The organism is Acinetobacter sp. NIPH 542 (assembly GCF_000369825.1).
In the GTDB taxonomy this organism is placed as follows: Bacteria; Pseudomonadota; Gammaproteobacteria; order Pseudomonadales; family Moraxellaceae; genus Acinetobacter; species Acinetobacter oleivorans.
Window position 1 is genome coordinate 641,465 of record NZ_KB850206.1, and the last position, 24,963, is coordinate 666,427.

Sequence of the window (24,963 nt, forward strand, 5' to 3'; positions counted from 1 at the left end):
GAATCAACTTGACTTCAAGTGGTCGGGGAGATGTTTTGCTGTCAAGTTTTATGAATATCTTTTGCGCAACTATTGGTGGTGTAAATTTAGTCGATAAGGCATACGACAATGAAAGAATCTGAATTAAGCGTAGATGTTGGTGCTTTACAACAGGACGCAGAGTATTTTGCAAAACGTCAGTTAAAAAAGGGGGCAGTAGGTTGGTTACTTTTAGTGGGGCTAGGTGTCTCTTACGTCATTTCGGGTGACTTTGCAGGTTGGAATTTTGGGCTGGCACAAGGTGGCTGGGGAGGACTCTTTATTGCAACAGTCATCGTCGCGTTTATGTATCTCTGCATGAGCTTTGTGATGTCTGAGATGTCAACAATGTTGCCCACTGCTGGCGGTGGCTATAGTTTTGCCCGCGTTGCATTTGGTCCTTTTGGTGGATATCTCACAGGGACTGCGATTTTAATTGAATACGCAATTGCACCTGCCGCCATTGCCGTATTTATCGGTTCATATTGCCAATCACTCTTTGGAGTTGGCGGCTGGGCTGTTTATTTAATTTGCTATTTAGTTTTTATGGGCATTCATCTGAAAGGTGCAGGTGAAGCGCTTAAAATCATGTTTGGAATTACTGCCGTTGCTTGTATTGCACTGGTCGTATTTATCGTCGCGATGCTTCCACATTTTGACAGCGCACGTTTGTTTGATATTCCAGTGAGTTCTCATGCAGGTGCAAGTAGCTTTTTACCGTTTGGCTATATGGGAATATGGGCCGCAGTACCGTATGCCATCTGGTTTTTCCTTGCGGTTGAAGGGGTACCACTGGCAGCCGAAGAAGCAAAAGATCCAGTACGTTCGTTGCCACGAGGCTTGATTGGTTCAATGTTGATATTGGCATCGTTTGCACTTTTAATTTTATTTTTGGGTGCAGGCGCTGCGGGTTCAAATGCTTTAAAAAATTCAGGGGCACCTTTAGTTGATGCACTCATTGCGGTGTATGGTCAGCACACATGGTTAGCGAGCTTTGTTAACTTTGTAGGTCTTGCGGGTCTTGTCGCAAGTTTCTTCTCAATTATTTATGCCTATTCGCGTCAGATTTTTGCATTGTCACGTGCAGGATATTTGCCAAAAAACTTATCACTTACCAATGAAAATAAAGCGCCATATTTGGCCATTATCATTCCGGGCATTATTGGATTTCTACTTTCTTTAACAGGTGAGGGCGACTTACTCATTTTAATGGCAGTATTTGGCGCAACAATTTCTTATGTGTTGATGATGCTCTCACATATTAAATTACGTTTGTCTCGCCCTGAATTACCACGTCCGTATAAAACGCCTGGTGGAATGTGGACGTCTTGTATCGCCTTGATTCTTGCTGCTGTTGCTGTCGTTGCAGGGTTAATGGTGAATCCAAAAGTTTGGTTATTGGCCGCGCTGATTTATGTCGGATTTATACTCTACTACTTGTTATATAGCCGTCACCATTTGGTGAAAGGTACGCCTGAACAAGAGTTCGCGATGATTGATGACTGAGTTTGATTGCGATAAAAATAAAGAGGCTTCGGCCTCTTTTTTAAGCTTTATACTTCTGTACAAAAGAATATAAAAACAGCAAATATTACTTACTCAAGTATCATTTTAATCTGATTGATATCTATACAATATAGTTGCCAGATCACAAGGATATGAACTGATGAAATTTCTAAAATTTCTAACTTTTAGCACAATTCTTACGTTATCCGCACATAGCTATGCGACAGTGGGTGGTGGACAAAAAATTGAAGTATTGGGCTATCAGCAAAAAGAGAAGAAGCTTTATGTATTAAGACATTATGAAGATGGTCGAGGACGTCTACCACAACTCTATTATTATCTATTAAATAGTAAATCGCCTGATAAACTTATCGAAGTTAAATCTCTCTATATCAATCCAAAAACACATAAGATTGATTATGATCAAGATAGTAGAGCATTTGATAAAGCTCTAAATAAAATTAAAAAGAATTTAACTCCTTTGATGGTAAGTAATAGTAAGACCGTAAAAATTCAAACATTAAAAACGCATCAGAATCAGGTATCATCTTGGTTTGATCCTTCAGGGAAGATCACACAATATAAAACAGAATATGTTGTAAAATCGCCGTCTTTACAAAGTAAGACACACATTGCGGTCCATTACACCAAAGCAATAAAAATTTCCCAAAATTATAGCGTGCCTAAACACAATAAACGGTTGGTTGTCGTTAAATATTTGGGGGTTCCAGAAGAAACTGGTTACGATATTGAAGACCCTGTTTTACTACTGCCTGTGAAAAAATAAGTTTAAGTGCAAATTATTTTCTTGGTTCAAAGCGGCAATATACACAACATCTTTGTATATTCAGCTCAAAACTTGTTCCCACTTGGCTGTTTTAATTTATAGCTCTTTATAAACCCCAATTTAACAATAACTTATTCATTATTTAGCCTTACTTTTTTAATGATCTATTTTAAAACAAATGTCATTTTGTGTGCTTGACTGCAATAAATGTGAAGCTTATCCTTTGCCTGCTGGCCACATTGCCAGTCGGTTTTAGCAGACCGAGATGAAAGATCGCATCAGAGTTATTCCGTCTGAGGGATAGTCTTATGCGTAAACTCCTCGTTCCCTCCCGTAGCGGTAGGACGGGAGAGGGACACCCTCGGGTGTGCTGGTTATATCTTTCACCAGTCTGCTAACCCTTTCTCGTTCTGCCACCATAATTTTAATTTCTGGCAGAACTCCCAATAAAAAGGAGTTGGCTTTGCACATCCGTTATTTCTTGGCAGCCCTTGCCATAAGCTATCACGACACAGCTTAAACGTTTAAAGCAGTTTGATTGCCCTAGGGTTTTCAAGCTTTAAATCGTCACGACCAAAAAACTTACTCAACAATAAAACTTGAGATGTGCCAAGCACAGTCTTTATGGCTTTGCTGTGCCTTTTTTTCTCCCAGAAAGGGCACAGGTTTTTTATCTCATTTATATACAACAAAAATTTTTATAACGGTAAAACTATGCCAAAGTTAGTTCTCTCAACACGTGCTATTCAAGTTATTAATACGTCAATTGATTTATTTCAGCATCACGGCTTTCATACGGTTGGGGTCGACAGAATTGTGAAAGAGTCAAAAATTACCAAAGCGACTTTTTATAACTTCTTTCATTCAAAAGAGCGGTTTATTGAAATCTGTTTGATCGTACAAAAAGAACGTTTAAAAGAAAAAGTGGTTTCAATTGTTGAGTACGACCAAGGCCCAAGCGTGAAGGAAAAACTTAAGAAACTTTATCTTTTACATACCGATTTAGAGGGACTGTACTATTTATTGTTTAAAGCTATGTTTGAAACAAAACTGACCTATCCAAGAGCCTATCAAACCGCGGTGAGATATAGAACGTGGCTCATTAATGAAATCTATAGTCAGCTTAGAGCAATCAAAAGGGACGCGACTTTTCAGGACGCCAAACTATTTTTATATATGATTGAAGGCGCAATTATTCAGCTTTTAAGCACAGGCCAGACAGATGAGAGGGAGAAAGTGATAGATCTTTATACAATTTATGTCTAACAGAGACTAATAAATCTTTATTCTTTGTGGTCTATTAGCCATTAATTTTTATCCCTGCGGACGGTTTGGGTAACAGATTGCAAAAGGTTCCTATTAATTACTTAATAACTCAAATCCCTTACATTCTGTAATGATTAATTCATCATACTTCCTTAAAAGGCAAAAGATATAAGAATCCCTATAATAAAAGGGAAATAGGGATGACAAAATTTATAGCTATCGCCGAAAAGGTTTACGAAGAATGCGAGAAAAAGAATTTATTTTCTGAAAGCACTATTGAGCAACTCAATAACTTAGTAAGTGCGATAAGAAAAGAGCTAAAGGGTTCTTCATGTAAACTAAAAAGTAATTACTTTGATTTCGAAGCGTGTTTAAACAAACCGCCCGATCAGTGCTTAGTTAAGCTAGATATCAGTTTAATGCCCAAATATAAAAATAAGCTTGAATACATCATGTGGTTAGCGGGCTTTATTGAAAGAATTACAGTTGGAGGCAGACCAAAGCTTCCACCACTCGCTAGCTTGATCCCTGCTGAATATCAAGCCAAACAAGAAGTTAAAGTAGATCTAGAAGAAGAAAGAAGAAGGTCAGAAGAAAGCGCCAATATGATTAGAAGTTATTTTGATTCTGACGATTATAAAAAAAATGAAAAAAGTTTGGCTACTTCATGATGAGAAACGCTAACTTTTATTTATAAATGAAAAATCTCAAGCAACTGTTTATGAGAACAGTTGCTTGATGATGTTTAAAAAATCTAAAAACTATTATCAGCCTTAAACGATGATGAGGACCCGTAAGTGTAAGAGGTTTTGTAAGTTAGAAACTTTGCTATCAATCATCACTTGTTAAAGAAGTTGCTTTAATATCGTTAAGATTAACCTCCAGCCAATCCGCAAGTGCTGCAACATGTTTAGCGACTTCTTCACCTAATAACGTTAAATCATATTCGACATGGGGTGGGGCAACTGGATAAGAAGTTCTGCGTATAAAACCATCTTTTTCTAAATGCTGGAGAGTCTGAGTAAGCATTTTTTCGCTGACTCCATTTGCTTTACGGCGTAACTCGCTATAACGATGTGTGCCATCACGCAAAGCGATCAGACATATCACTCCCCAGAGACTTGTTACATGAGCAAATACTTCACGGGACTGACAATTATTTTCGCCAGTAAAAAGATCACCTCTTCGGACTCTTTCGGTCAATGTGGGGACTTTTAGGTTTTTCGTTCCCATACTTTCTTTATCTCCACTTACAATGAAACTAAGCTTGATACTAACCCCGAGGTGCGTACCTTATATGGCCCAGAAATAAATATTATATTAGGGCTTATCGCTATATTGGATCCAGAACTTTCGGGATTTTATTTACTCAGCTAATTTTGAACGTGGTTCCATCAATGTAAGTAATACTCTTTTTACATGATCAAACTCTTCTTTATAGATGCAGCCATACAATTTACACAGGATGAAAAATGAATAATTTGAATTTTAAAAGTCTAAAGAAGTATTGGCTGCGATTTGTGGGTATTGCAGTAATCGCAGGCTCTTTAGTATTGGCATTTGCTTGGATTGCAGGTCTATTTGGGCATCGCACCACAAGTAAAACCTTTTTGGGTGACTCATTAAATAACTTTGATCCCGGATATCGACGTGCACACGGTAAGGGTATTTGTTTTGATGGCACTTACCACAGTAATGGTTCTGCAGCGGCACTCTCTAAAGCCACGGTATTTGCCAAGTCTGATATACCAGCAATTGGTCGATTTTCTATTGGAAGTGGTAACCCGCATGCGGCAGATAATTCGACAGCAACAGTAAGTATGGCTTTATTACTTTCCGCAGCTGATCATTCACAATGGCGCATGAAATTAAATAACTTTCCCTATTTCCCTACACGAAATGCTGAAGGTTTTTTAGCGCAGCAAAAAGCATTTAAACCAGTTCCAGCTACTGGCAAACCTGATCCAGCCCTTGTTGAGGCTTTCTTAAAAGAATATCCAGAAGCGCGTAAGTCTATTGAGCAAAAGGCGAAGATGCCATTAACCGGTAGTTTTAGCGGCGCAGAATTTTATGTCGTAAATGCTTTTATATTGCGGGCCGCCAATGGACAAGAACAACCAGTCCGTTGGTCTATGCGTCCTCATTCAAAATTTATTAGTCTGACGAAAGAACAACGTGATCAAGCTGGCCATGATTTCTTATTTAAAGACATCAAAAAACGTTTAGCTGAAGGGCCGCTATATTGGGATTTGGTTTTGCAACTTGCCGAGCCGGGAGACCCAGTGAATGACCCGTCTCAACCTTGGCCAAAAGAACGTAAAGAAGTGATAGCAGGAACATTGGAAGTCAAAAATGTAACTGAACAGGTAAATGGCGTTTGCCGTGACATTAACTTTGACCCAACACTAGTTCCACCAGGAATTGAGTTATCAGATGATCCGGTACTCGCCGCACGAGCAAGCATCTATTCACAATCTTACAATGCTCGCTTACGTGAAATTGGATTTGGTAAAGCAACGGATGCCGTGGGTAAATAGGAGAGATCAGCCATGCAAAATAAATCTAACGATAATGCTCCACGCCATTTTAATTTGACTGCTCGAATTCTACATTGGCTTATGGCAGTAGCGATTTTGGCCATGCTATTTATTGGCGTGGGAATGACAACCTCAATCACTTGGCGTCCATGGTTAATCGATATACATCGTCCTTTAGGAATCGCAATCTTATTATTGGTCATCATAAGATTAATAAACCGACTCTATTTCCCAATTCCACCTTTGCCGCCGACTGTACCACGCTGGCAGGCATTTATTGCCCACGCATCACATTGGCTGCTCTATCTTTTGATGTTTAGTTTGCCATTGCTCGGATGGGCTACGCTATCGGCAGGTAATTGGCCTGTAACTTTATTTCCGGGTTGGGATCTTCCACCTATAGCCCCCACCAACTCTACACTTTACGCTTGGTTCCGTACTCTACACGGAATTTTGGCTTGGTTATTATTTGCTGTTGTTATTGGTCATCTGTCTGCTGCATTATTACATGCATGGGTTTATCGCGATGGCGTATTCTCAAGTATGGCTTTGGGTTCTTCTGAACCATCAAGTAATGGGTCTTCTTCTGAAAAGGAGAACGTTGATTAGTTTGGTTGAAACTTCTTGATTAATCTATGACTAAATTCTTTTTAGCCACATTCTTGGATGTGGCTTTTTTATAACATACGTATTCTATTCACCTCAATAATAGTGCTTCAAAAAGTATAAATAGTAGTAATTTGCTGTGTTTAAAGGACATGTATATAACTTATGACAAGTGAATTTCAGGTCTGTAATGATCTGAAACCAGACATCATAGGTTGAGAGCATATGGCATCTTTGGTTCAAACTTTGCAGTTGGGATCTGGAAAATTAAAAGTTGTTGTTAAAGATACAATAGACATTCAAGATTATCCGACTAGAGCAGCAAGTCCAGCCTTAGCTGATATTTCAGCTGCAACACAAAATGCAGCAGTTGTAGAAAATATTTTAGACCAAGACTGTCAGATTATTGGCAAGGCTAACTTACATGAACTTGCTTTTGGGATTACGGGACTAAATGGTTATACAGGGAGTCCTATAAATCCTAAATATCCTCATCTTATTCCAGGTGGTTCATCAAGTGGATCTGCTACATCAGTTGCGGAGAAAATATGTGATTTTTCTATAGGAACTGATACAGGGGGCTCAATTCGTTTACCTGCGGCATGTTGTGGTATTTATGGGCTTAAACCAACTTTTGGTCGCGTAAGCCGTCAAGGTGTATTACCTCAATTTTCAAGCTTAGACTGTGTTGGACCGTTTGCTAATGATATGAGCACACTGATTCACGCCATGGATATTATTGATCCAACATTCGATATTCAGAAGGTTAAGCTAAATCAGGAAAATACAGCGCGTATAGGGATTTTACGTGTAGATGCAGACAATTCAGTTTGGCACAGCATTGAGCAACGAATAGAGCAGTTAAGCAATATTCAATTTGAACCAGTTGAATTAAGACTATTCCAAGCTGCTTATAAAGTCGGAATGACCCTGATTAGTTATGAAAATTGGCAGGCATTTTCATACTTAATTACTACTGGAAAATTAGGGACTGATATTCGCCAACGTTTATTAGCTTCCGCGCAAATCACATCTGAAGAATATGCGAAAGCAAAAGAAGTGCAGCAAGCGTTTCGACAAGAAGTAGATCAACTTTTAACACAATTTGATGCATTGCTTTTACCTACATTACCCATCATTCCTCCACAAATTAGTGAAGTAAATGATCCATTAAAACTTCTGAACTTAACGTCTCTAGTACGTCCTTTTAATGTTTCAGGTCATCCTGCACTAACCTTGCCTTTAGAAACCACAGAGGGTTTACCCGTAGGTTTGCAATTGGTGGCAGGACAAAATCAAGATGAGAAATTATGTGCAATTGCCTGTTTATTTGAACTAAGTGAAGGAGCCTAAAGCATGCTTCATGACGTTGATATGACTAAGCTTTTGTTACGTTTGGAACAACTAGAAGCGCAGCAAGAAATTCGTAACTGTATAAATCGTTATATGGAAATTTGTGATGCTCTAGATGCTAATACTGACCTGAATGAGTTAATGAACTTGTTTGATGCAGACTGTATTTGGGAAGGTATTGGCGACAAATATGCTAAATCTTTTGGGCGCTATGATTCATGGCAAGCGATTTACGACATGTTCAAAAGCTACACCCAAAAACAATCTCATTTTGTTATGAATGCTCATTTTGTGAATTCTGAACAAATTTATATCAAACATGATCAAGCCAACGCCTCTTGGTTAATGTTGCAAACATCCACCTTTCAAGATGGACGTTGCCACTTAAACGCAGCCAAATTAACGGTGCATTTTCAACAGCAAGCAGAGGGTGGCTGGAAAATTAAACATTTCCAGACCGAAAATATTTTTAGCCGTCCTATCTCTCACTGGAATAGCAGTGCCGAGTTGCCAGTACCGAACCAGAATTAATTCCTAGTATGGATAGATTGAAAAGGAAATTGCCATGAACAGTATTATTCCAACACAAAATATTGAGACTGATTACAACGAACTTGTTCAAAGTGATCGCGCGCATACCTCATTGTATAAAGATGCTCAGATCTTTGATGATGAAATGGAAAAGATCTTCTACAAAACTTGGGTTTGGGTTGCACATGCCAGCGAAATTCCCGATGTAGGTAGCTATAAAACCATGAATATAGGTAAGCAACCTGTAGTTGCTGTACGTGACCGAAAGAAAAAAGTCCATGTCTTGTTAAATCGCTGTCGTCACCGCGCAGCTACAGTGTGTGAACATAAAAAAGGAAAAACCAATAGCTTTGTTTGCCCATATCACGGTTGGAGTTATGCACTAGATGGAAGTTTGCGTGGTGTCCCATCTCCAGAAAGCTATGGTGAATGTCTAGACAAGTCTGAATTCCCATTAATTAGCTTACGTGTTGAAGAATATAACGGCATGATTTTCGCCTCATTCAATCATGAGATTGAGCCACTAGAAGATTTTCTAGGGGCTGCAAAAAAATGGATCGACTTGTTTATGAAACAAGGTGCGGGCTATCCAATTAAAGTATTAGGTGAACATCGTTTTACTTTTCCGGGTAACTGGAAAATCCAGTTGGAGAATACAACTGATGCCTATCATTTTCCATTAGTACACAAATCATTTTTAAGTTCAGTTGATGAACAAACTGAAGAATTATTCAACTTTGAAAATCAGCCGGGTTATGTCGAAGATTTAGGTAATGGTCATAGTGTCATGGTGATGATTCCAGAGCTGGTTGACCTAGATGAAGAGTTGATGGAACGCCCAATTCAGGAGCGTTTTGAAGAGCTTGCGCAAGCTTTACGTGATGAAGGACATGAAGAACTTGAAGTGCGCCGTATTGTTCGTGCTGTAGGAGGATCTGGTTTTAACTTGAACTTATTCCCGAATATTGCTTGTTCAATGGCTTTCTTTCGTGTGATGCAACCAATTGCAGTAGACAAAACAGAGATTCACCATTCTGTCATAACTATGGACGGTGGCCCACAAATCGCTAACCAATATCGCTTACGTTTACATGAACATTTCCAAGGCCCATTTGGTTTCGGTACGCCAGATGATGCAGAAGCATGGGAGCGTGTACAACATGGCGCGAGTGCAGGTAATGATTTATGGATCATGTTAAACCGCGGTTTACCAGGTGAAGTGAAAACTGAGGATGGTTTAAAAAGCGATGTTAGTGCTGAAACAGGGATGCGCGCTGCTTATCAGCAGTGGAAAAAGTTAATGATGTCTTAAGGAGAATGCTATGAAAATTGACCTAAATTTATTGAATGAAGTGACCGCTTTCATTTGGGCAGAAGCAGACATGTTAGACCACTCTGAACATGAAACATGGATAAAACTTTGGAATGAAAAGGGCGTTTATATCATTCCTATCGATCCAAGCTTAACCGATTATGAAAATAATCTGAATTATGCCTATGACGATCATCATATGCGTCAATTACGTGTCGAACGTTTAAAGAATGGTGAAGCGATTTCAACTGCACCAAAAGCCAATACTGTCCGTAGTGTGTCACGTGTTCGTATTCTTAAGAATGATGAGGATGAAATTGTTTTACGTTGCGCACAAAACTTACGTGAATTTCGTAAGGAAAATTTAAAGCATTACACCGCTGATGTGATTTTTCATTTACAACGTGATGAGGAGTCAGGCTTTAAAATCAATCGTAAAATTATAAACTTAGTAAATTCTACTGATACCTTAGCGGGTATTAGTTACATTCTCTAAGAAAATATTAATGAAATTGGATGGCCTAAGCGCAGCATTCATGGCGTGCGCAAGGGGTAGCCAATGGTGAGTTATTTTGGGCGTTAACCCTTGCGATTAATGTGTAACAGGAAGAAGGATCATGGCTACACTGTATAATGTTGTTGTCAAAAATCGCCATGTAGAGGGTGAAAACGTTGCAGTCATGGAATTTGAATCTGCAAACTCTACAGTACTACCAAAAGTTGAAGCGGGTGCTCATATTGATGTGTACCTACCGAATGGCATGGTGCGTCAATACTCGCTATGCCAAAATCCAGCACATATTGGTGTATTTCGATTAGGAATTTTACGTGATCCTGAATCACGTGGGGGTTCAGTTTCTGCCTTTGATGATTTGAAAGATGGTATGCAAATTCAAGTCAGTGAACCGAAAAATCTTTTCCCTCTGGTTAAGGCAAAACATACAGTGCTTATTGGTGGTGGTATTGGAATTACACCACTCATTACCATGGCCTATCAATTGGTACAACAGGAAGAATCTTTTGAATTACATTATTGTGGTTCAAGCCCAGAGCACTGCGCTTTTGTTAATGAAATTAAAAATGGTGTATTAGCGCAATTTACGACTTTCCATTTTAAATCAGAAGGGGCGAGTCATCGGGAGTTTTTCCAGTCTGCAATTAAAGGAATTGATCCTAAAAGCCATATTTATACCTGTGGCCCAAATGGTTTTATGGACTGGATTATCAACTTAGCTATTTCCCAGAACTTTCCAGAACTGCAAATTCATAAAGAATATTTTCAAGTTGAAGTAGAAACTGGTGGTGATGCATTTGAAGTCGTTGCTCAGCAAAGTGGCAAAATCATTATGGTTAATGCTGAAGAAACCATTTTGCAAGCTTTGGCACGTGAAGGTATCGAGATTGAAATGTCATGTGAACAAGGTGTGTGCGGCACTTGTATGTGTGATGTGATTGAAGGTGAACCTGACCACCGTGATGTGTACTTTACCGACGAAGAAAAAGCCAGCAACGAACAGATCCTTGTGTGTTGTTCACGATCTAAAACATCCCGCTTAGTTTTGGACATTTAAAATTTTAAGTGAGCTAGATCCTTAGAGATTTCCTTTTTAATTCAAGGCTGAATTTATGCAAGATATTCATTTACAGAAGAGTACCCAATACTCATTAAGCTGGATTCTCTTTTTATCTTTGCTCATGGCCTTAGGTCCTTTATCAGTAGATATGTATTTACCAGCTTTGAGTCATATGGCCAAAGATTTATCAGTGAGCGTTCAAGAGGTTTCAAATACCTTACCAGCATATTTTTTTGGTTTGGCAGTTGGACAGCTAATTTATGGACCCATTAGCGATGCACTCGGGCGTAAAGCTCCACTTTATTTTGGTTTAACACTTTATATTTTAGCGAGTATTTTATGTGCCTATAGCCAAAATATTTATCAATTAATATTTCTAAGAGTCGTACAAGCTTTAGGCGGTTGTGTGGGTGTGGTAATTGTAAGAGCTGTTGTAAGAGATAAGCTCACTTTACAAGCGTCAGCACAAGCTTTTACTACCTTAATGATGATTTTGGCTATTGCGCCCATAATTGCTCCAAGTATTGGAGCATTAATATTGGAATATTATGATTGGAACATGATTTTCATATTAATGGCTTTAATCGGTATAGCATGTCTATTAGGAGTTCATTTCTTTTTTCAAGAATCGTTATCAAAATCAGAACGGACTAAATTTCAAATGAAATATAGTTTTAATTCATATATTGATTTAATGAAAGATAGAACATTTTATATACCTATGTGTATTGGGGGATTATCTGGTGGGGTGATGTTTACATTTTTAAATTCAGCATCAGCCCTTATGATAGGGGAATTTAATCTGAGTGAAAAAGTTTTTAGTTTAATTTTTGGATTAAATGGAATTGGAATTATATTATTTTCTATGCTGAGTAAATTTCTGATAAAAACACGAACTATAAAATTTATCTTGTTATTGGGTTTAATAATTCAGGTATGTGGGATTGTATTACTGGGTATAGGTTATTTTTTTATTTCTAAGAATTTAATATTTATTTCAATATTTTTAATCGTCTCTACAATGGGCTTAATAGGGCCGAGTTCCTTAGCCTTGGCAATGAAGAATCAAAATAAACGTGCAGGGGCTGCAAGTGCAATGACGGGGAGTATGCATTTTTCTTGTGGCTTAATAAGTGGAGTAATTTTAAATTTTATTTTTTTCAATATTATACTTAATATGTTTTTTGTGATGAGTCTTTTTGCTTTAATAGCTTGGGTGTTGTATTTTTATTCTTTAAAAGAAGTATGATTTTATTTTTTAAAAAGAACTATTATTAGAGTTTATTTTAATTTTCATATTATTAGTTTTATTTATTTTGCTTTATATTTTTTATTATTTTTATATGTAAAGTGTTTTAATGTTTTGGTTCGGACCAGTTTATTTTTAACCTATTTAGTGGGGTCTTATTAAATGGGGTTTAATAATTAATCTAAAATTTATTTAATAAATTAACCTATATTAAGTGAACTTTTTAGATGTGGTCTGTTTCTGGCTATTTATTGGTGTTTAATGGAATAATGTGATAGGTACCATATGTCGAAACAGTTAAAACTTACTCAATCAGCAATAATATCCGTATGTGCTAGTGCAGCAACGATACAAGTACATGCGGATTTCCTCGAAGATAGTAAAACTAACCTAAATCTTAGAAATTTCTATTTTGATCGCTCCTTTGATCAAGAACGACAACCGTCGTTTGGCAGCTGGACGCAAGGAGCGAACTTAATCTTTGAATCAGGCTACACTGATACACCGCTTCAAGTGGGAATAGATGCAAGCATACGATATGCGGTTTTACTTGATAGCCAGCATCGCCAGACTAGTGACTTAATTGTGCCTTATGATACTGCTAAAGGAGAGTTAAAAAGTAATTATGCTAAATACGGGGTTACTTTAAAACTAAAAGCAGCCAATACCGAATTGAAAGTTGGTGAATTATTGCCACGCACCCCAATTGTATATTTTGATGATTCAAGACAATTGGTCACATCTCTAGCTGGGGCTATGTTGGAAAACAAGGATATTCAGAATTTAAAAGTGACTGCAGGGCGTATTACCCATGTTAACGCCCGCAATGATGATAAATACCGTAAATTGAGTATGATGGCTGCGGGACCAGTCAAAGAAAGCGATGGACTAAATCTATTGGGGCTGGACTATCAACTGACTCCTGATTTATCGACATCGTATTGGCTTGGTCAGTTGGAAGATATTTATCAGCAGCATTATGTCGGTGTTAATTATAAAAACCAGTTAAATCAAACCAAATTTAAATTTGACTTGAGCTATTTCAATAATAAAGAAGACGGCGATGCCTATTATGGAAAGCTTGACAGTCAGGCTCTGGGTGGAATGACCACATTTCAACAGCAGAATCATTTCTTCACGGCAGGTTTGCAAAAAAATATAGGTGACAGTAGTTTCCCTTTACTAACTGGTTATTCTCCGCAACTTTACTTACAGGCTTGGTCAATTCTGCTTTTTAATAATCCAGAAGAATTTATTTGGCATTTCAGCTACATATATGATTTTAAAGACTGGAACCTACCGGGTGTTAAAGTTCGGTTTGCCTATCATCATGGTGATGGCATCCAGCGTTCTGGACTGGCAGATAACAAGGAAACTGAACGTGTATTCAGCCTATTATACAACCCAAATCAGGGATGGTTAAAAGGATTGGGATTTGAATGGCGCTACACTGACGCTAATATTAAATATGGTGCAGGAATGGAACCAGGGAAGAGTTTTGTGGAACACCGTTTAATTACTTCTTATACCTTCAAGTTCTAAAAATCCATACTAATCCTTATTGGTGGATACATGCTTATAGGCTCCAGATTTGGGGCCTATATTTTTTCTTTGGTCTTTGATATTGGAATTAATGGTTCTGATTTTTAAATAAAAAAATTTTAAATATCAAATAAATAAAATATGTATTCGTGCTGTTTATTTTATCGAAATACCATAAATGACAGTTATTTGTTCTATATAAATTTAAAAACTATAAATATGAATATCTAATCATGATCCTTAAGGAAGACCCATGTATACCATTGAGCGACTTTACGATTCCATCTTTCTGGACGAGAGTAAAAAATCTGAGTTTGAAGAATTGCTCAAGCAAGTTGCATTGGAAAGTGCATCATTTTCGGAACTGGCCTTTATTCCACAGCATATCGTCGATTTGATGAAAAAAGCTGGATTTTTCCGTGTGTCTGTACCTCGAATCTTTGGTGGTAATGCAGGGAATCCACTGCCATTTTTACAGTCTTTGGAAAAATTGGCTGCTGTCGATGGTTCAGCTGCATGGGTAGCTAGTTTTGGTTCATCAAATTATTACCTAGCGGCTTTGCCTATCGAAACTCAGAAAATCATTTATCAGGATGGTCCAGACCAGATCTTTGCGGGAGGCTTGTTCCCGGTACAACCAGTTACCCGTATTGATAATGGCTGGGAAGTGTCTGGAACATGGAAATTTTCTAGTGGTTCAAAAACGGCAGATTGGTTAGGTGTAGGTATTTGTGAGAGTAGCAGTGGCGAATTTCAGGATCGTCCACGAACTGTAATTTTTCCTAAAGATAAAGTACAGGTGTCTGAGAACTGGGATGTTTTCGGTATGGAAGGCACAGGTAGCCATGACTTAAAAGTAAATAAGGAGTTTGTCACTGAAGACTGGTCTTTTATTCGCGGTGCACCTGCACTTGTTGATGAACCGCTTTATCACATCCCAACCGTTGCTTTCTCGGGTCAGGTCCATACCGTGGTAGCACTTGGTTTGGCTTATGCAGCAATTCAGGAACTTCTACAAATTTGTAAGGGACAAACTACAACTGGCGCGCCTAAACTTGCTGATCGCGCTTATTTCCGTATGGCTTTATCCAAAAATACAGCAGCTTTTCTTAGTGCCCGTAGTTATTTCTACGAGATTTGTCATCTTGTTTGGGACGAAATTGAAAAAGGTAACGAGATTAGTAAAGAGCTAGAAAATGAAATGCGCCTTTCTGCTACCTATGCTGCGCATTCTTGTGTCGATATTGTCAAGAACTGCTATAGCATTTCTGGCATTAACTCCATCTTCAAACGTCAGAAAATGCAGAAAATTCTGCGAGATATTTTAGTAATTACTCAGCATGCACATATTAATGAATCAGTATTTGATGGTGCTGGAGCAGTGATGACTAAAACAGAACCATTCAAAGGATATATCTAGTTTCAGGAAAAGAAACGTATCAAATAAAGAGGAACAAAATGTTGATTAATACCCGTGATTTCAGAAATGCACTCAGTAAATTTCCTACAGGTGTCACTATTATTACAGCTTATGACAAGAATGGAGAAAAAGTTGGCGTTACTGCTAATAGCTTCAATTCAGTGTCTATGGAACCACCGTTAGTGCTATGGAGCATTGATAAAAATGCCTACACTTATGAAGCTTTTACTAAAGGAGGATATTTTACTATTCATATATTACGGAAAGAACAGATAGAACTTTCTAACCGTTTTGCTCGACGCGGTGAAGATAAATTTGCTGGTATTGAACTACATCAGGATAGTCAGCGAGCACCTCGTTTTACCAATGTGTCAGCTTGGTTTGAGTGTCGCTTATGGAGCGTTTGCGACGCTGGAGACCATGCCATCGTGATTGGAGAGGTGCTGCAATATAGTTATGAACAGGATGTTGATTCATTAGTTTTCTGTAATGGTTCTTATGCCATACATGAGGCTCATCCTTCATTAAAAATATATTAAGGAGTAATGCTGATGTCGGTACCAGTAATAAATAATGAAATAAATACCAATATGGAACCTTCAGCTATTACTACTAAACGTGTGGTACTGCTGTGTTTTATTGCAATGATATCTGAGGGTTATGATATCGGAATTATGGGGGTCATTATTCCGACCCTTTTACAGGAGGTGAGCTGGAACGTGACTGCCGTACATATGGGATATATTGGCAGTGCGGCTTTTTTGGGTACATTGATTGGATGTTATTTGTTTAGCGCACTTAGTGATTTATTTGGGCGTAAAAAATTATTAATTGGTTGTCTAATTATTTTTACCAGTTCAATGATTGTAGCAGCCATGGCACAAGATCCAATTACTTTTGTTATTGCTCGCGGTATTTGTGGTATTGGAGTTGGTGGCATAATTCCAATTGCCTGTGCTTTAACTTCTGAATATTCAGATGAAAAGCATAAAAACTTCTATTTCGCTTTGATGTATTGTGGTTATCCAGCAGGGGCATTACTGGCAGCACTGGTCGGAATGTTCTATCTGGGTGAATATGGCTGGCGTCCACTGATTGCAATTGGTGCACTACCATTATTATTAGTCCCTATATTTATCAAGTATCTTCCTGAATCGATTAGTTTTCTGCTTAGTCAAAACCGTAAACAAGAGGCGTTACAGTTAGCTGATAAAATTGGTATTGATCAGAATTCGATTGAAAACTATCAGATCAGCAAAGAAGAAAAAGTTAATATTTTCTCTCTGCTAAAAGAACTATTCTCGACCAAGCATCTGCGTGCAACAACTTTATTTTCGAGCTCACAGATTGCAACCGTACTTGGTGTGTATGGCTTAAGCACTTGGTTGCCACAAATTATGAAAACTAATGGTTATGGCATTAGTTCCAGTATTTCTTTTCTAGCAATCTTTATGCTTTCTGCTGGCTTGGGATCGCTATTTATTGGTCGTCTGACAGATCGATTAAACACACGTAAAACAATCGTGATGTTCTATCTTATTGGTGCCGTAGCTATTTTCTGCCTCTCTTTTAATTACCATATTGCCTTGACCTATGTGCTAGTTGCTCTGGCAGGTATGGGCATAACAGGGGTTGGTATGGTTCAGGTTGGTTATATTACTCATTACTATCCAACCAAGATTCGTGCTAGTGCTGTAGGTTGGGCAATTGGAGTCGGTCGTATTGGGGCTATCATGGGACCTATCATTGGAGGCTACCTGCTGGCGAATGGAACTAGTACTAGTGCTAATTTCTATCTGTTTTCTGCGGCTGCCTTGATCGCTGCGATAAGTATTTTCTTTACCCCGAAAAATATTGGGAACCACTAAATCTGGATAAAGGAGTAGGGCAGAATGGATAAGGTGATTCTAATTACTGGTGCCGGAGAAGGAATTGGCTTTTCAATAGCAGAATATCTTGTCAGCCAGCAATATCAAGTGATTGTAACTGATGTAACGCTAGAGAAAGCTGAAACAGCGGTAGAAAAGCTGGCAGTGAATAACGCATTTGCCCACAAACTAGATATCACGCAGCCAGCAGACTTTGATGAAGTCTCTGGTTGGATTAAACAAAAATTTCATAAGCTGGATGTGCTTATTAACAATGCGGCTATGACCAGAACGACCCCAATGTTTGATATCTCGGCTGACGAGTTCGTTGAGATCTGCCGGATTAACCAGATGGGAACCTTTCTTGCCTGTCAACGCTTTGGGCAATGGATGGCACAACAGAGGCAAGGACGTATTATTAATATGTCTTCTCTCGCAGGTCAAAATGGTGGTGTCGCTGTAGGAGCACACTATGCTATTTCTGAGGGAGCTATTCTGACTATGACCAAATTATTTGCTAAAGCTCTGGCTGAATCAGGGGTCACAGTTAATGCTATTGCATGTGGTCCAGTGGATTCTCCAGCATTCCATCGTTTAGTTCAGCCAGATGAAATTCCAGATATTCTTAAATCTATACCAGTAAAGCGACTCGGTGATATGCGTTTTATTGCACAAACCATTGAGTTATTAATTCAGAATAATTCAGCATTTGTTACTGGAGCAACTTGGGATATGAATGGTGGTTTACTGATGCGCTAGTTATTTTTATAGCAGTGCTTTACGAATAAAAAAATCATCTGAAGATGATTTTTTTATATTTAAATAATTAATCTAAAAATATAGCAAACTCTTCTACAGGAACTCGAGTAGTTTGAGAGTTATTAATAATATGGGAAGGGTCAGCATAGCCAATTGCCATTCCACAAACGAGTTCTTCATTCTCATCTGCATTCAGATGGTTGAGTACGATAGAATGAAACTTATTCCATGCAGCTTGTGGGCAAGTGTCAAGTCCTCTAGCTTTGGCACACAACATTACATTCTGCATCATCATTGAAATATCCATTTTTGAACCAATACCTAAAGAACGATCCACAGTAAAGAAAAGCCCCACTGGAGCACCATAAAATTTATAATTATGTAAAAGTTGTGCTTGCATTTTGGTTTGATCATTTTTACTGATTTGGAGTAAACCATATAGCCAAGCGCCATTTTCTTTTCTTCGATTTAAGTAAGGCTGTTGCCAAACTTTTGGATAATAGGCAAAACTTTCTTGATATTGTTCAGCTATATAAGGTTGCTCAAATATTTTTTTTTGTGCTTGGCAAACCTCTTCTACCAACTCAGTACGTTTTTGTCCGCTAACAACATATACTTTCCAAGGTTGCGTATTAGTACCTGATGGCGCTCGGGAAGAAATAGTTAAAATATCTCTAATAAGCTGCGGATCGACAGGTTGATCTAGAAAAGCGCGGGCAGCATATCTTGATTGAATCATCTTATCAACAATCAAAATTTCGTTTGAATCCATTTTACATTCCTTAACAAGAGGTAGCTTTGAAGTTATTTACAATAATTTCACTCATCCATTTTATAGAATGATTATTTTTAAATAACCGGTGATAATAAAGCCCAATATCAATAGTATTTCTCGGTATATTAATATCTATAATAAAAAATTGATTATCATAATTGAATCTTTTGGCAAATGATTTTGGAATAATAACGCCATAATCTGTTTTATTTACAATTTCTGGTGCTACAGAATAATTTGGAATATTTAATATAGTTTTATTTTCAAATTCATTATTAATATTTTTGACTAAATCAGTATGGCCTGTGGTTAAAGATTTTACTCCAATTAATTCAATATTATTAAAAATAATATCGATTTCTTCATTACAGTAAGGATGTCCTTCTCTAATCATTAAGACAAATTCATCATCAAATAGTTTTTCATATATTATGTTATCTTTACAGTTTTTTAGAACAGGTAAATGTCCTATAGCAAAGTCAATTTCTCCATCACGCATCGCGTGGAGTAAATCATGTTGCTGAGCCTGAATAACATCAATATTTACTTTATTATTATTTTCTTCCATCAAGAGACAAATGGAAGGCATAAAATAAGATTGGCACATATCTGACATAGAGAATACAAAATTTTTTTTGATAGTGACTAAATTTGTATCGGGTAAAGTGGAGAGAATTAATTCTTTAGAATTCAGCAGGTTGATTGATATTTTTTCTGCTAAATTGGTTGGTAACATTCTACCGTCAGTACGAATAAAAAGTTGGTCATTATACAAATTCCTTAACTTTTTAAGTGAGTGACTAATTGCTGGTTGGCTAATCTCTAAGATCTCAGCTGTTTTTGTCAGGCTGCCTGTTTCATATAATGTGCAAAAAATTCGTACTAAGTTGAAGTCAAATTTAATATCCATCGATCATATCCTTGTATCTTGAGACTTATAAAAAGTTAAGCAAAATTCATTCCATGAACATTGCATTTATAACTTTATGGTTAAATTTTAATATAAAAAATATAGTATTTATATAGTAAAATTTTAATTTAAAAAAACAATTTTAGTGTTTTGTGAAGTAGTACAAATATTAGGGCTAACTTTACTACCGGCTTTGACAGAGAATAATTTACATTGAGTTAAATGATTAAATTTGAATATGAATGCTAATGAATATAAAATCCTAGGCTTAGTATTTAAATTTTATCATTTTATTCAGAAAAAATAGTTTTCCAAGAGTTGTAAATTTGGCAAATAAAGATCGATGAAGATGTTTTTTTAAACCATTGTAATAGAAATTTATTACGTATCTTTAGCTTTATAAAGTAATTTTAATTTTTTAAAATTTACATTAAGATACATTTAGAGTTGTTAAAAAACACATCCTTTTACTATTTAAACTGTAGACAGTATTTTTAATACTTTGAGAGATAACTCTGCAAATGCGGTTTAGGTCAACGTTAACGTTTTTTCTGTTTATATGAGTGCATAGAGTGCAAAGACAGTGCATACTCAATTTTCATGTAAGACTTTGCTTTTTTCCTACAGGAGAATGATAAAAATAGTAAAGTTGCTCTAAATAATCTGTTAATTTGAAGAAAGTCATATGGTTTTTAAGATAAGTGATCATCTCAAAAACCATGTAATTTATAAATAAAATCCTTTAAATACCTTAAAGCTTATTTAACTCGATACCACGTTTGATTTCGGCCAATTGCAGAGATACCAATATATCCACGCGCGGTAAGTTTTTCGCCATCTGGGGATACTGTTAAGCTAAAGCGATAGGTTTTATCAGACTGTGGGTCAAGGATAGATCCTTTGTCATATTTATTTTGACCTACACTTTTTAAGTTTTTCACGATGGTTAGGCCAATCAAAGATTTGTTTTTGTAGGTACCTTCACACATCGTACATTTGTTAGCTTCATTTGGAACAAGTATTTTTTCGATGTTCGCAGACAGATTGCCATTTTTATCTTCGCTAAATCTTACCAGTGCTCTCGGTTGATTGGTTGCATCATCAATTGTTTTCCAAACGCTGCCATGTAGTTTGTCCGAGGCAAATGAGTGAATCGAATAAAAGCTGAGTAAAAGTAAGAGTAAATATTTTTTCATATCAAGCATTTCTCAAATTAAAAATGGATGGTTTTAAAGGTCTGAATTATTCATTTTAAATTTAACTTCACAGTTTTCTTAGTATTGAATCTATAAGCTAAACAATATGTAAAGTTATAATCTATTTATGTGGATATTATTTTGATCAATATATTTATGCAATTGCGAGAAAGGACAGAATTATTCATCTTTTAAAGATTACACATGAACTGACAGATTTAATGATTAAAAATATTTTAAATCTCCATGCTCTTTACACACTTCTTAAACGTTCTTTACACAAAGGAATGAATAATGGAATTTATGAATTTTTAAAGTGAAATACAGTTGATGCCAAAACCAAAATTGAATCTCAAAAAGAAAATTGGCTTAGTCTTGTTAGGATTTGTGGCCTTGTATTGGATCTCTTTTCCTATTATTCCTTTTTTAGATATTCCCTATAAAGCAGCAGTTATTACAGGGCTTATGATCGTAGGTGAGATTCTCTTTTTAATTGCAATTGCATTACTAGGTAAGGAATATTGGGGCAAGATTAAAGAATGGTGTTCAAAAATATTTCGGAAAATGAAGTTAAAGGAAAATTAAAATGCTCTTAAGAGCAATAAAAATCTCAACTAATTTTAAAAATAGTTAGATTGCGTGTAGTACGTCACAGATTTTAAAAATAAAATTAAAATCATGCGTTTAGTATTTATTGACAGTGTGCAATATTAAGTTTTATAACTAAAAGATCCTGAAGCTGTTTCTTTAACCAGAACAGAAAAAACACAATATAAAGATGAATAGACATTAGAACAAAAAGTTAAGGAGAAGAAATGAAAGTCCTTAAATACACTTTGTTTTCTCTGATGAGTATGCTGACAATAAATAGTGCAGATGCTGGAAATGCATCTACATCATTAAGAGTCAGTTTAACAATTATTGAAGCATGTGAAGTTTCTACACAAGGGAATTTAGATTTTGGTTCAGTGGTTCGTTCTCAGCCAGTTGCTGCTGCAAGAACGGATGTATCTGTGCAATGTAGTCAAAATACGCCGTATCAATTGGCGGTAACTTCAGACAATAACTTTGAACTTAAATCTGCTGCAAGTACCGCATCTGTTGCATATGTACTGTACCAAGATGCTGGTCATACTCAAATTTGGGGAGGGTCAGGAAGTAAAATATATTCAGGAATCGCGACAGGGATGAAAGAAAATATTCCTATTCATGGGGCAATTACATCAAGTACCAATGTTCAGGCCACCAAGTATGAAGATTGGGTACGTGTGAACGTTATATATTAATAAAAGAAAAAAATATTGTTGGGTAACTCAGCTTTATGGACTGGGAATAGTAAATTGAACATACTAAGTCGACTACCAGTAAACTTAAGTTTAATGGGGGAGTTTGCACGCCTATAAATGCTTTAAACTATTGCACGATAAGACTTTTAATAATTTAACTTTTTAATAAGATTCTCTTTTATGCTCGGCCACTCTTCATCAATGATACTAAATCTGACAGAATTCCTTTTTCTTCCATCAGGCATAATTCGCTCATTTCTTACAACACCTTCCTTTTGAGCACCGAGTCTTAAAATCGCATTCTGTGATTTTTCATTGAGTACATCTGTTGTAAGCTGAACTCTGACGCAATTTAATTCCTCAAAGGCATATTTAAGAAGCAAATATTTTGCCTCTGTATTTGCGTATGTTCGCTGCCAAGATTTTGAGTACCAAGTACTTCCAATTTCTAACTTTAAATTTTTTCTGTCTATTTTCCAAAATCTCGTAGACCCAATGATTTTTCCTGTAGCGATATCTTCAACGGTAAAAGGCAGAACCGTGCCTGCTTGGTAACCTTCTAGTGCATGGTGAATATAGTCGTCTATTGTCTCTGCTGAAGGTACGACAGTGAAAGGGAGGTTCCATAATTCTCCGTCTGAAGCAGCGGCGACTAAATCTCTTGAATCTTCAAGCTTTAAAAGGCGTAACCGAATACGATCACTTGAAAGTATGATGTTTGGGGTCATAACAGAGGTCCTGTCTGAAAATTACCAAATAAAGAGTTTTATCCTAATCTTATTTAAATCGACTTTGGATCGCATTTAAAGTCAAATTACCATAAGTACTAAAGGAGTATTTTTTTATTAATAACAATGTTATAAATATTATATAGATACATAAATTATAATTTGTTCCTCAGAGAAATAAATGAATAGTCTTTTATATGTTTACGCATTATGTACGGTTTTATTATTTGTAAAAATGTTCGGAATATCTGCATATCAAGGATATTACAGAATTAAAAACAAGGCTTTTAAGAATATAGAAGATGCGGGCTTTTTAAGAGTGCCAGCACATACTGCCGAGTTACCACAAGTGGCTAGAGCACAACAGGCTTGGTTGAATGATTTAGAAAATATTCCAATTTTCTGGGTATTGGGTGCTTTATGTATTTTCTTAAATACAGACTATATCATCACGAAGTGGTTATTTATTATTTTCACATTTTCTAGAGTCACTCATACTTTGACATATCTAACTTCTATGCAGCCATGGCGCACAATTTCATATAGCGTAGGAGTGCTTTGTTTATTTGTTATGGCTAGTCAGATCATATATAGAGTTATTTCTTTCTAAAAAGTGGATGTTTTCTAAATAAGACTGTTTCATATAAGTCCTTTCATTTGAAAGTAATATATATAATTAGTAGTAACTTACTTTAAAGGACTATTTTTAATTATGAAGCCTTAAAAATAACCTTTTAAATTGAGTCAGATTGTTGATCACTTATTAGCTCTGCCATCCAGTCTGCAAATACACGTACTGCGGGTGAAAGAAACCGCTGATGCGGATAAAGTAAAGTCACAGCAACAGGTGGTGGGCACCACTCTTGTAATAACAGGTGGTGGGCACCACTCTTGTAATACTGCGATGAGCCTTCTTTCTTTTAAGTATTCTATCACAATTCTTTCAGCAAGTTGAGCGAGTCCGTATCCCTCAAGGCACATTTTTATATAAAGTTCAGTTTCATTAACAGCAACCGTACCTTGCATTTGTACAGTTTTTTTCACTTCGTTTCGTACAAAGCGCATTTCACCCGCATGTCTGTTGTTCCCTGAAAAATAATGAATAGCTCGGTGATGTGCTAAATCATCGGGAGTTTGTGGAGTTCCTTTCTCTTTTAAATATAGTGCCGAAGCGCATGTTACCCAGCGGAACTCACCAAGAGGGCGGGCAACCAGCGTGGAGTTCTCTAAATTTCCCATGCGGATTACACAGTCTACGCCTTCCTTAATAACGTCTACTTGTCTATCGCTGACACCTATCATGAGGTAGATATCGGGATAACGCCTTTGAAACTCTTGCAGGTTCGGCAGAATCACCGAATGAGCTATGCCCGCAGGCATATCAACTCGTAATCGACCCTGTGGCTGTTTGATAGCGTTAGTCAGGTTAGATTCGGTATGTTCAATCAGGTCGAGTATTTCTCGGCACTGAGTCAGATATTCTGTTCCCTCTGGCGTCAGGCTAACGCGTCTTGTTGTTCTGTTTAACAGACGCACTTGTAAATACTTTTCAAGATTTTTAATTGTACTAGTGACTGTTGAGGCAGGTAGGGAAAGTGCTTCTGCCGCATGGATAAAGCTTTCAGCTTCTGCCACCCGAACAAAAATCTGCATTGCTTGAATACGATCCAATCTCATACCTTTGTCTCAATACTATACTCACACTCTTAGATTATTCGCTTTCACTGAATAATAAAAACA

25 protein-coding genes and 1 pseudogene are annotated in these 24,963 nt (G+C 36.9%); 20 read left to right on the forward strand and 6 right to left on the reverse strand.

The annotated features are described in order from the left end of the window. Nucleotides 1-108: 108 nt before the first annotated feature. The 4 genes from eat (at nt 109) to F886_RS08580 (ending at nt 4,248) form a co-directional block, all read left to right on the forward strand. Complete coding sequence (gene eat, locus F886_RS08565) at nt 109-1,524, forward strand: ethanolamine permease (RefSeq protein WP_005303806.1); 1,416 nt, start codon at nt 109-111, stop codon at nt 1,522-1,524. 160 nt (nt 1,525-1,684) lie between these two features. Next, entirely contained in the window at nt 1,685-2,311 is a 627-nt protein-coding gene (locus tag F886_RS08570; RefSeq protein WP_005303808.1) for a hypothetical protein, read from the forward strand. A 714-nt stretch (nt 2,312-3,025) separates the two neighbouring features. After that, nucleotides 3,026-3,577, forward strand: coding sequence for a TetR/AcrR family transcriptional regulator (locus F886_RS08575; protein WP_005303810.1), 552 nt, complete (start codon nt 3,026-3,028; stop codon nt 3,575-3,577). Between the two features lie 200 nt (nt 3,578-3,777). After that, nucleotides 3,778-4,248, forward strand: a complete 471-nt coding sequence (locus F886_RS08580) for a hypothetical protein (RefSeq protein WP_005303812.1) — start codon at nt 3,778-3,780, stop codon at nt 4,246-4,248. A gap of 160 nt (nt 4,249-4,408) precedes the next feature. Here F886_RS08580 and F886_RS08585 read toward each other — a convergent pair whose 3' ends face one another. After that, nucleotides 4,409-4,810 (reverse strand): winged helix-turn-helix transcriptional regulator, encoded by a 402-nt coding sequence (locus F886_RS08585; RefSeq protein ID WP_005303814.1) that lies wholly within the window; start codon nt 4,808-4,810, stop codon nt 4,409-4,411. Between the two features lie 239 nt (nt 4,811-5,049). On the opposite strand from F886_RS08585, the gene F886_RS08590 reads away from it, so the two are divergent. From F886_RS08590 to F886_RS08650, 13 genes are all read left to right on the forward strand, one after another. Further along, the gene (locus F886_RS08590; RefSeq protein WP_005303815.1) at nt 5,050-6,114 is read left to right on the forward strand and encodes a catalase family peroxidase; all 1,065 of its coding nucleotides are present in this window, start codon (nt 5,050-5,052) and stop codon (nt 6,112-6,114) included. A gap of 12 nt (nt 6,115-6,126) precedes the next feature. Beyond that, complete coding sequence (locus tag F886_RS08595; RefSeq protein WP_005303818.1) at nt 6,127-6,723, forward strand: cytochrome b; 597 nt, start codon at nt 6,127-6,129, stop codon at nt 6,721-6,723. Nucleotides 6,724-6,945: 222 nt separating this feature from the next. Next, nucleotides 6,946-8,073 carry an amidase gene (locus F886_RS08600; RefSeq protein ID WP_005303820.1) on the forward strand — a complete coding sequence of 376 codons (1,128 nt, stop codon included), beginning with the start codon at nt 6,946-6,948 and terminating at the stop codon, nt 8,071-8,073. 3 nt (nt 8,074-8,076) lie between these two features. Further along, on the forward strand, nt 8,077-8,604 hold the full coding sequence (locus F886_RS08605; protein ID WP_005303821.1) for a nuclear transport factor 2 family protein: 528 nt from the start codon (nt 8,077-8,079) through the stop codon (nt 8,602-8,604). A 34-nt stretch (nt 8,605-8,638) separates the two neighbouring features. After that, a complete protein-coding gene (locus tag F886_RS08610) occupies nt 8,639-9,916 on the forward strand; it encodes an aromatic ring-hydroxylating oxygenase subunit alpha (protein WP_005303822.1) in 1,278 nt (425 codons plus the stop codon). 10 nt (nt 9,917-9,926) lie between these two features. Next, a complete protein-coding gene (locus F886_RS08615) occupies nt 9,927-10,412 on the forward strand; it encodes an aromatic-ring-hydroxylating dioxygenase subunit beta (RefSeq protein ID WP_005303824.1) in 486 nt (161 codons plus the stop codon). A gap of 121 nt (nt 10,413-10,533) precedes the next feature. Further along, nucleotides 10,534-11,487 carry a PDR/VanB family oxidoreductase gene (locus F886_RS08620; protein WP_005303826.1) on the forward strand — a complete coding sequence of 318 codons (954 nt, stop codon included), beginning with the start codon at nt 10,534-10,536 and terminating at the stop codon, nt 11,485-11,487. 55 nt (nt 11,488-11,542) lie between these two features. After that, nucleotides 11,543-12,739 carry a multidrug effflux MFS transporter gene (locus tag F886_RS08625; protein ID WP_005303828.1) on the forward strand — a complete coding sequence of 399 codons (1,197 nt, stop codon included), beginning with the start codon at nt 11,543-11,545 and terminating at the stop codon, nt 12,737-12,739. A gap of 285 nt (nt 12,740-13,024) precedes the next feature. Continuing rightward, complete coding sequence (locus tag F886_RS08630) at nt 13,025-14,281, forward strand: OprD family outer membrane porin (protein WP_005303830.1); 1,257 nt, start codon at nt 13,025-13,027, stop codon at nt 14,279-14,281. A 253-nt stretch (nt 14,282-14,534) separates the two neighbouring features. Continuing rightward, nucleotides 14,535-15,701: an acyl-CoA dehydrogenase family protein gene (locus F886_RS08635; protein WP_005303832.1), complete on the forward strand. Its 1,167-nt coding sequence runs from the start codon at nt 14,535-14,537 to the stop codon at nt 15,699-15,701. Between the two features lie 38 nt (nt 15,702-15,739). Next, nucleotides 15,740-16,240, forward strand: a complete 501-nt coding sequence (locus F886_RS08640) for a flavin reductase family protein (RefSeq protein ID WP_005303834.1) — start codon at nt 15,740-15,742, stop codon at nt 16,238-16,240. A 12-nt stretch (nt 16,241-16,252) separates the two neighbouring features. Beyond that, a complete protein-coding gene (locus F886_RS08645) occupies nt 16,253-17,569 on the forward strand; it encodes an MFS transporter (protein ID WP_005303836.1) in 1,317 nt (438 codons plus the stop codon). Nucleotides 17,570-17,593: 24 nt separating this feature from the next. Continuing rightward, a complete protein-coding gene (locus F886_RS08650) occupies nt 17,594-18,328 on the forward strand; it encodes an SDR family NAD(P)-dependent oxidoreductase (protein ID WP_005303838.1) in 735 nt (244 codons plus the stop codon). A 67-nt stretch (nt 18,329-18,395) separates the two neighbouring features. Here F886_RS08650 and F886_RS08655 read toward each other — a convergent pair whose 3' ends face one another. From F886_RS08655 to F886_RS08665, 3 genes are all read right to left on the reverse strand, one after another. Continuing rightward, nucleotides 18,396-19,100, reverse strand: coding sequence for a nitroreductase (locus F886_RS08655; protein ID WP_005303841.1), 705 nt, complete (start codon nt 19,098-19,100; stop codon nt 18,396-18,398). A 10-nt stretch (nt 19,101-19,110) separates the two neighbouring features. Then, nucleotides 19,111-20,013 carry a LysR family transcriptional regulator gene (locus F886_RS08660; RefSeq protein ID WP_005303843.1) on the reverse strand — a complete coding sequence of 301 codons (903 nt, stop codon included), beginning with the start codon at nt 20,011-20,013 and terminating at the stop codon, nt 19,111-19,113. A 758-nt stretch (nt 20,014-20,771) separates the two neighbouring features. Beyond that, nucleotides 20,772-21,209: a DUF2147 domain-containing protein gene (locus F886_RS08665; protein WP_005303845.1), complete on the reverse strand. Its 438-nt coding sequence runs from the start codon at nt 21,207-21,209 to the stop codon at nt 20,772-20,774. A gap of 330 nt (nt 21,210-21,539) precedes the next feature. On the opposite strand from F886_RS08665, the gene F886_RS08670 reads away from it, so the two are divergent. Together F886_RS08670 and F886_RS08675 are read left to right on the forward strand one after the other, a co-directional pair. Further along, nucleotides 21,540-21,794, forward strand: a complete 255-nt coding sequence (locus F886_RS08670; protein ID WP_005303847.1) for a transporter suffix domain-containing protein — start codon at nt 21,540-21,542, stop codon at nt 21,792-21,794. A gap of 230 nt (nt 21,795-22,024) precedes the next feature. Then, on the forward strand, nt 22,025-22,495 hold the full coding sequence (locus F886_RS08675; RefSeq protein ID WP_005303849.1) for a Csu type fimbrial protein: 471 nt from the start codon (nt 22,025-22,027) through the stop codon (nt 22,493-22,495). Between the two features lie 146 nt (nt 22,496-22,641). On the opposite strand, the gene F886_RS08680 is transcribed toward F886_RS08675, so the two are convergent. Beyond that, nucleotides 22,642-23,223 carry a GNAT family N-acetyltransferase gene (locus F886_RS08680; protein WP_005303851.1) on the reverse strand — a complete coding sequence of 194 codons (582 nt, stop codon included), beginning with the start codon at nt 23,221-23,223 and terminating at the stop codon, nt 22,642-22,644. Between the two features lie 181 nt (nt 23,224-23,404). On the opposite strand from F886_RS08680, the gene F886_RS08685 reads away from it, so the two are divergent. Then, nucleotides 23,405-23,833, forward strand: coding sequence for an MAPEG family protein (locus F886_RS08685; protein WP_005303853.1), 429 nt, complete (start codon nt 23,405-23,407; stop codon nt 23,831-23,833). A gap of 124 nt (nt 23,834-23,957) precedes the next feature. On the opposite strand, the pseudogene F886_RS08690 reads toward F886_RS08685, so the two are convergent. Beyond that, nucleotides 23,958-24,900, reverse strand: a pseudogene (locus F886_RS08690) (LysR family transcriptional regulator). Between the last annotated feature and the right edge of the window lie 63 nt (nt 24,901-24,963).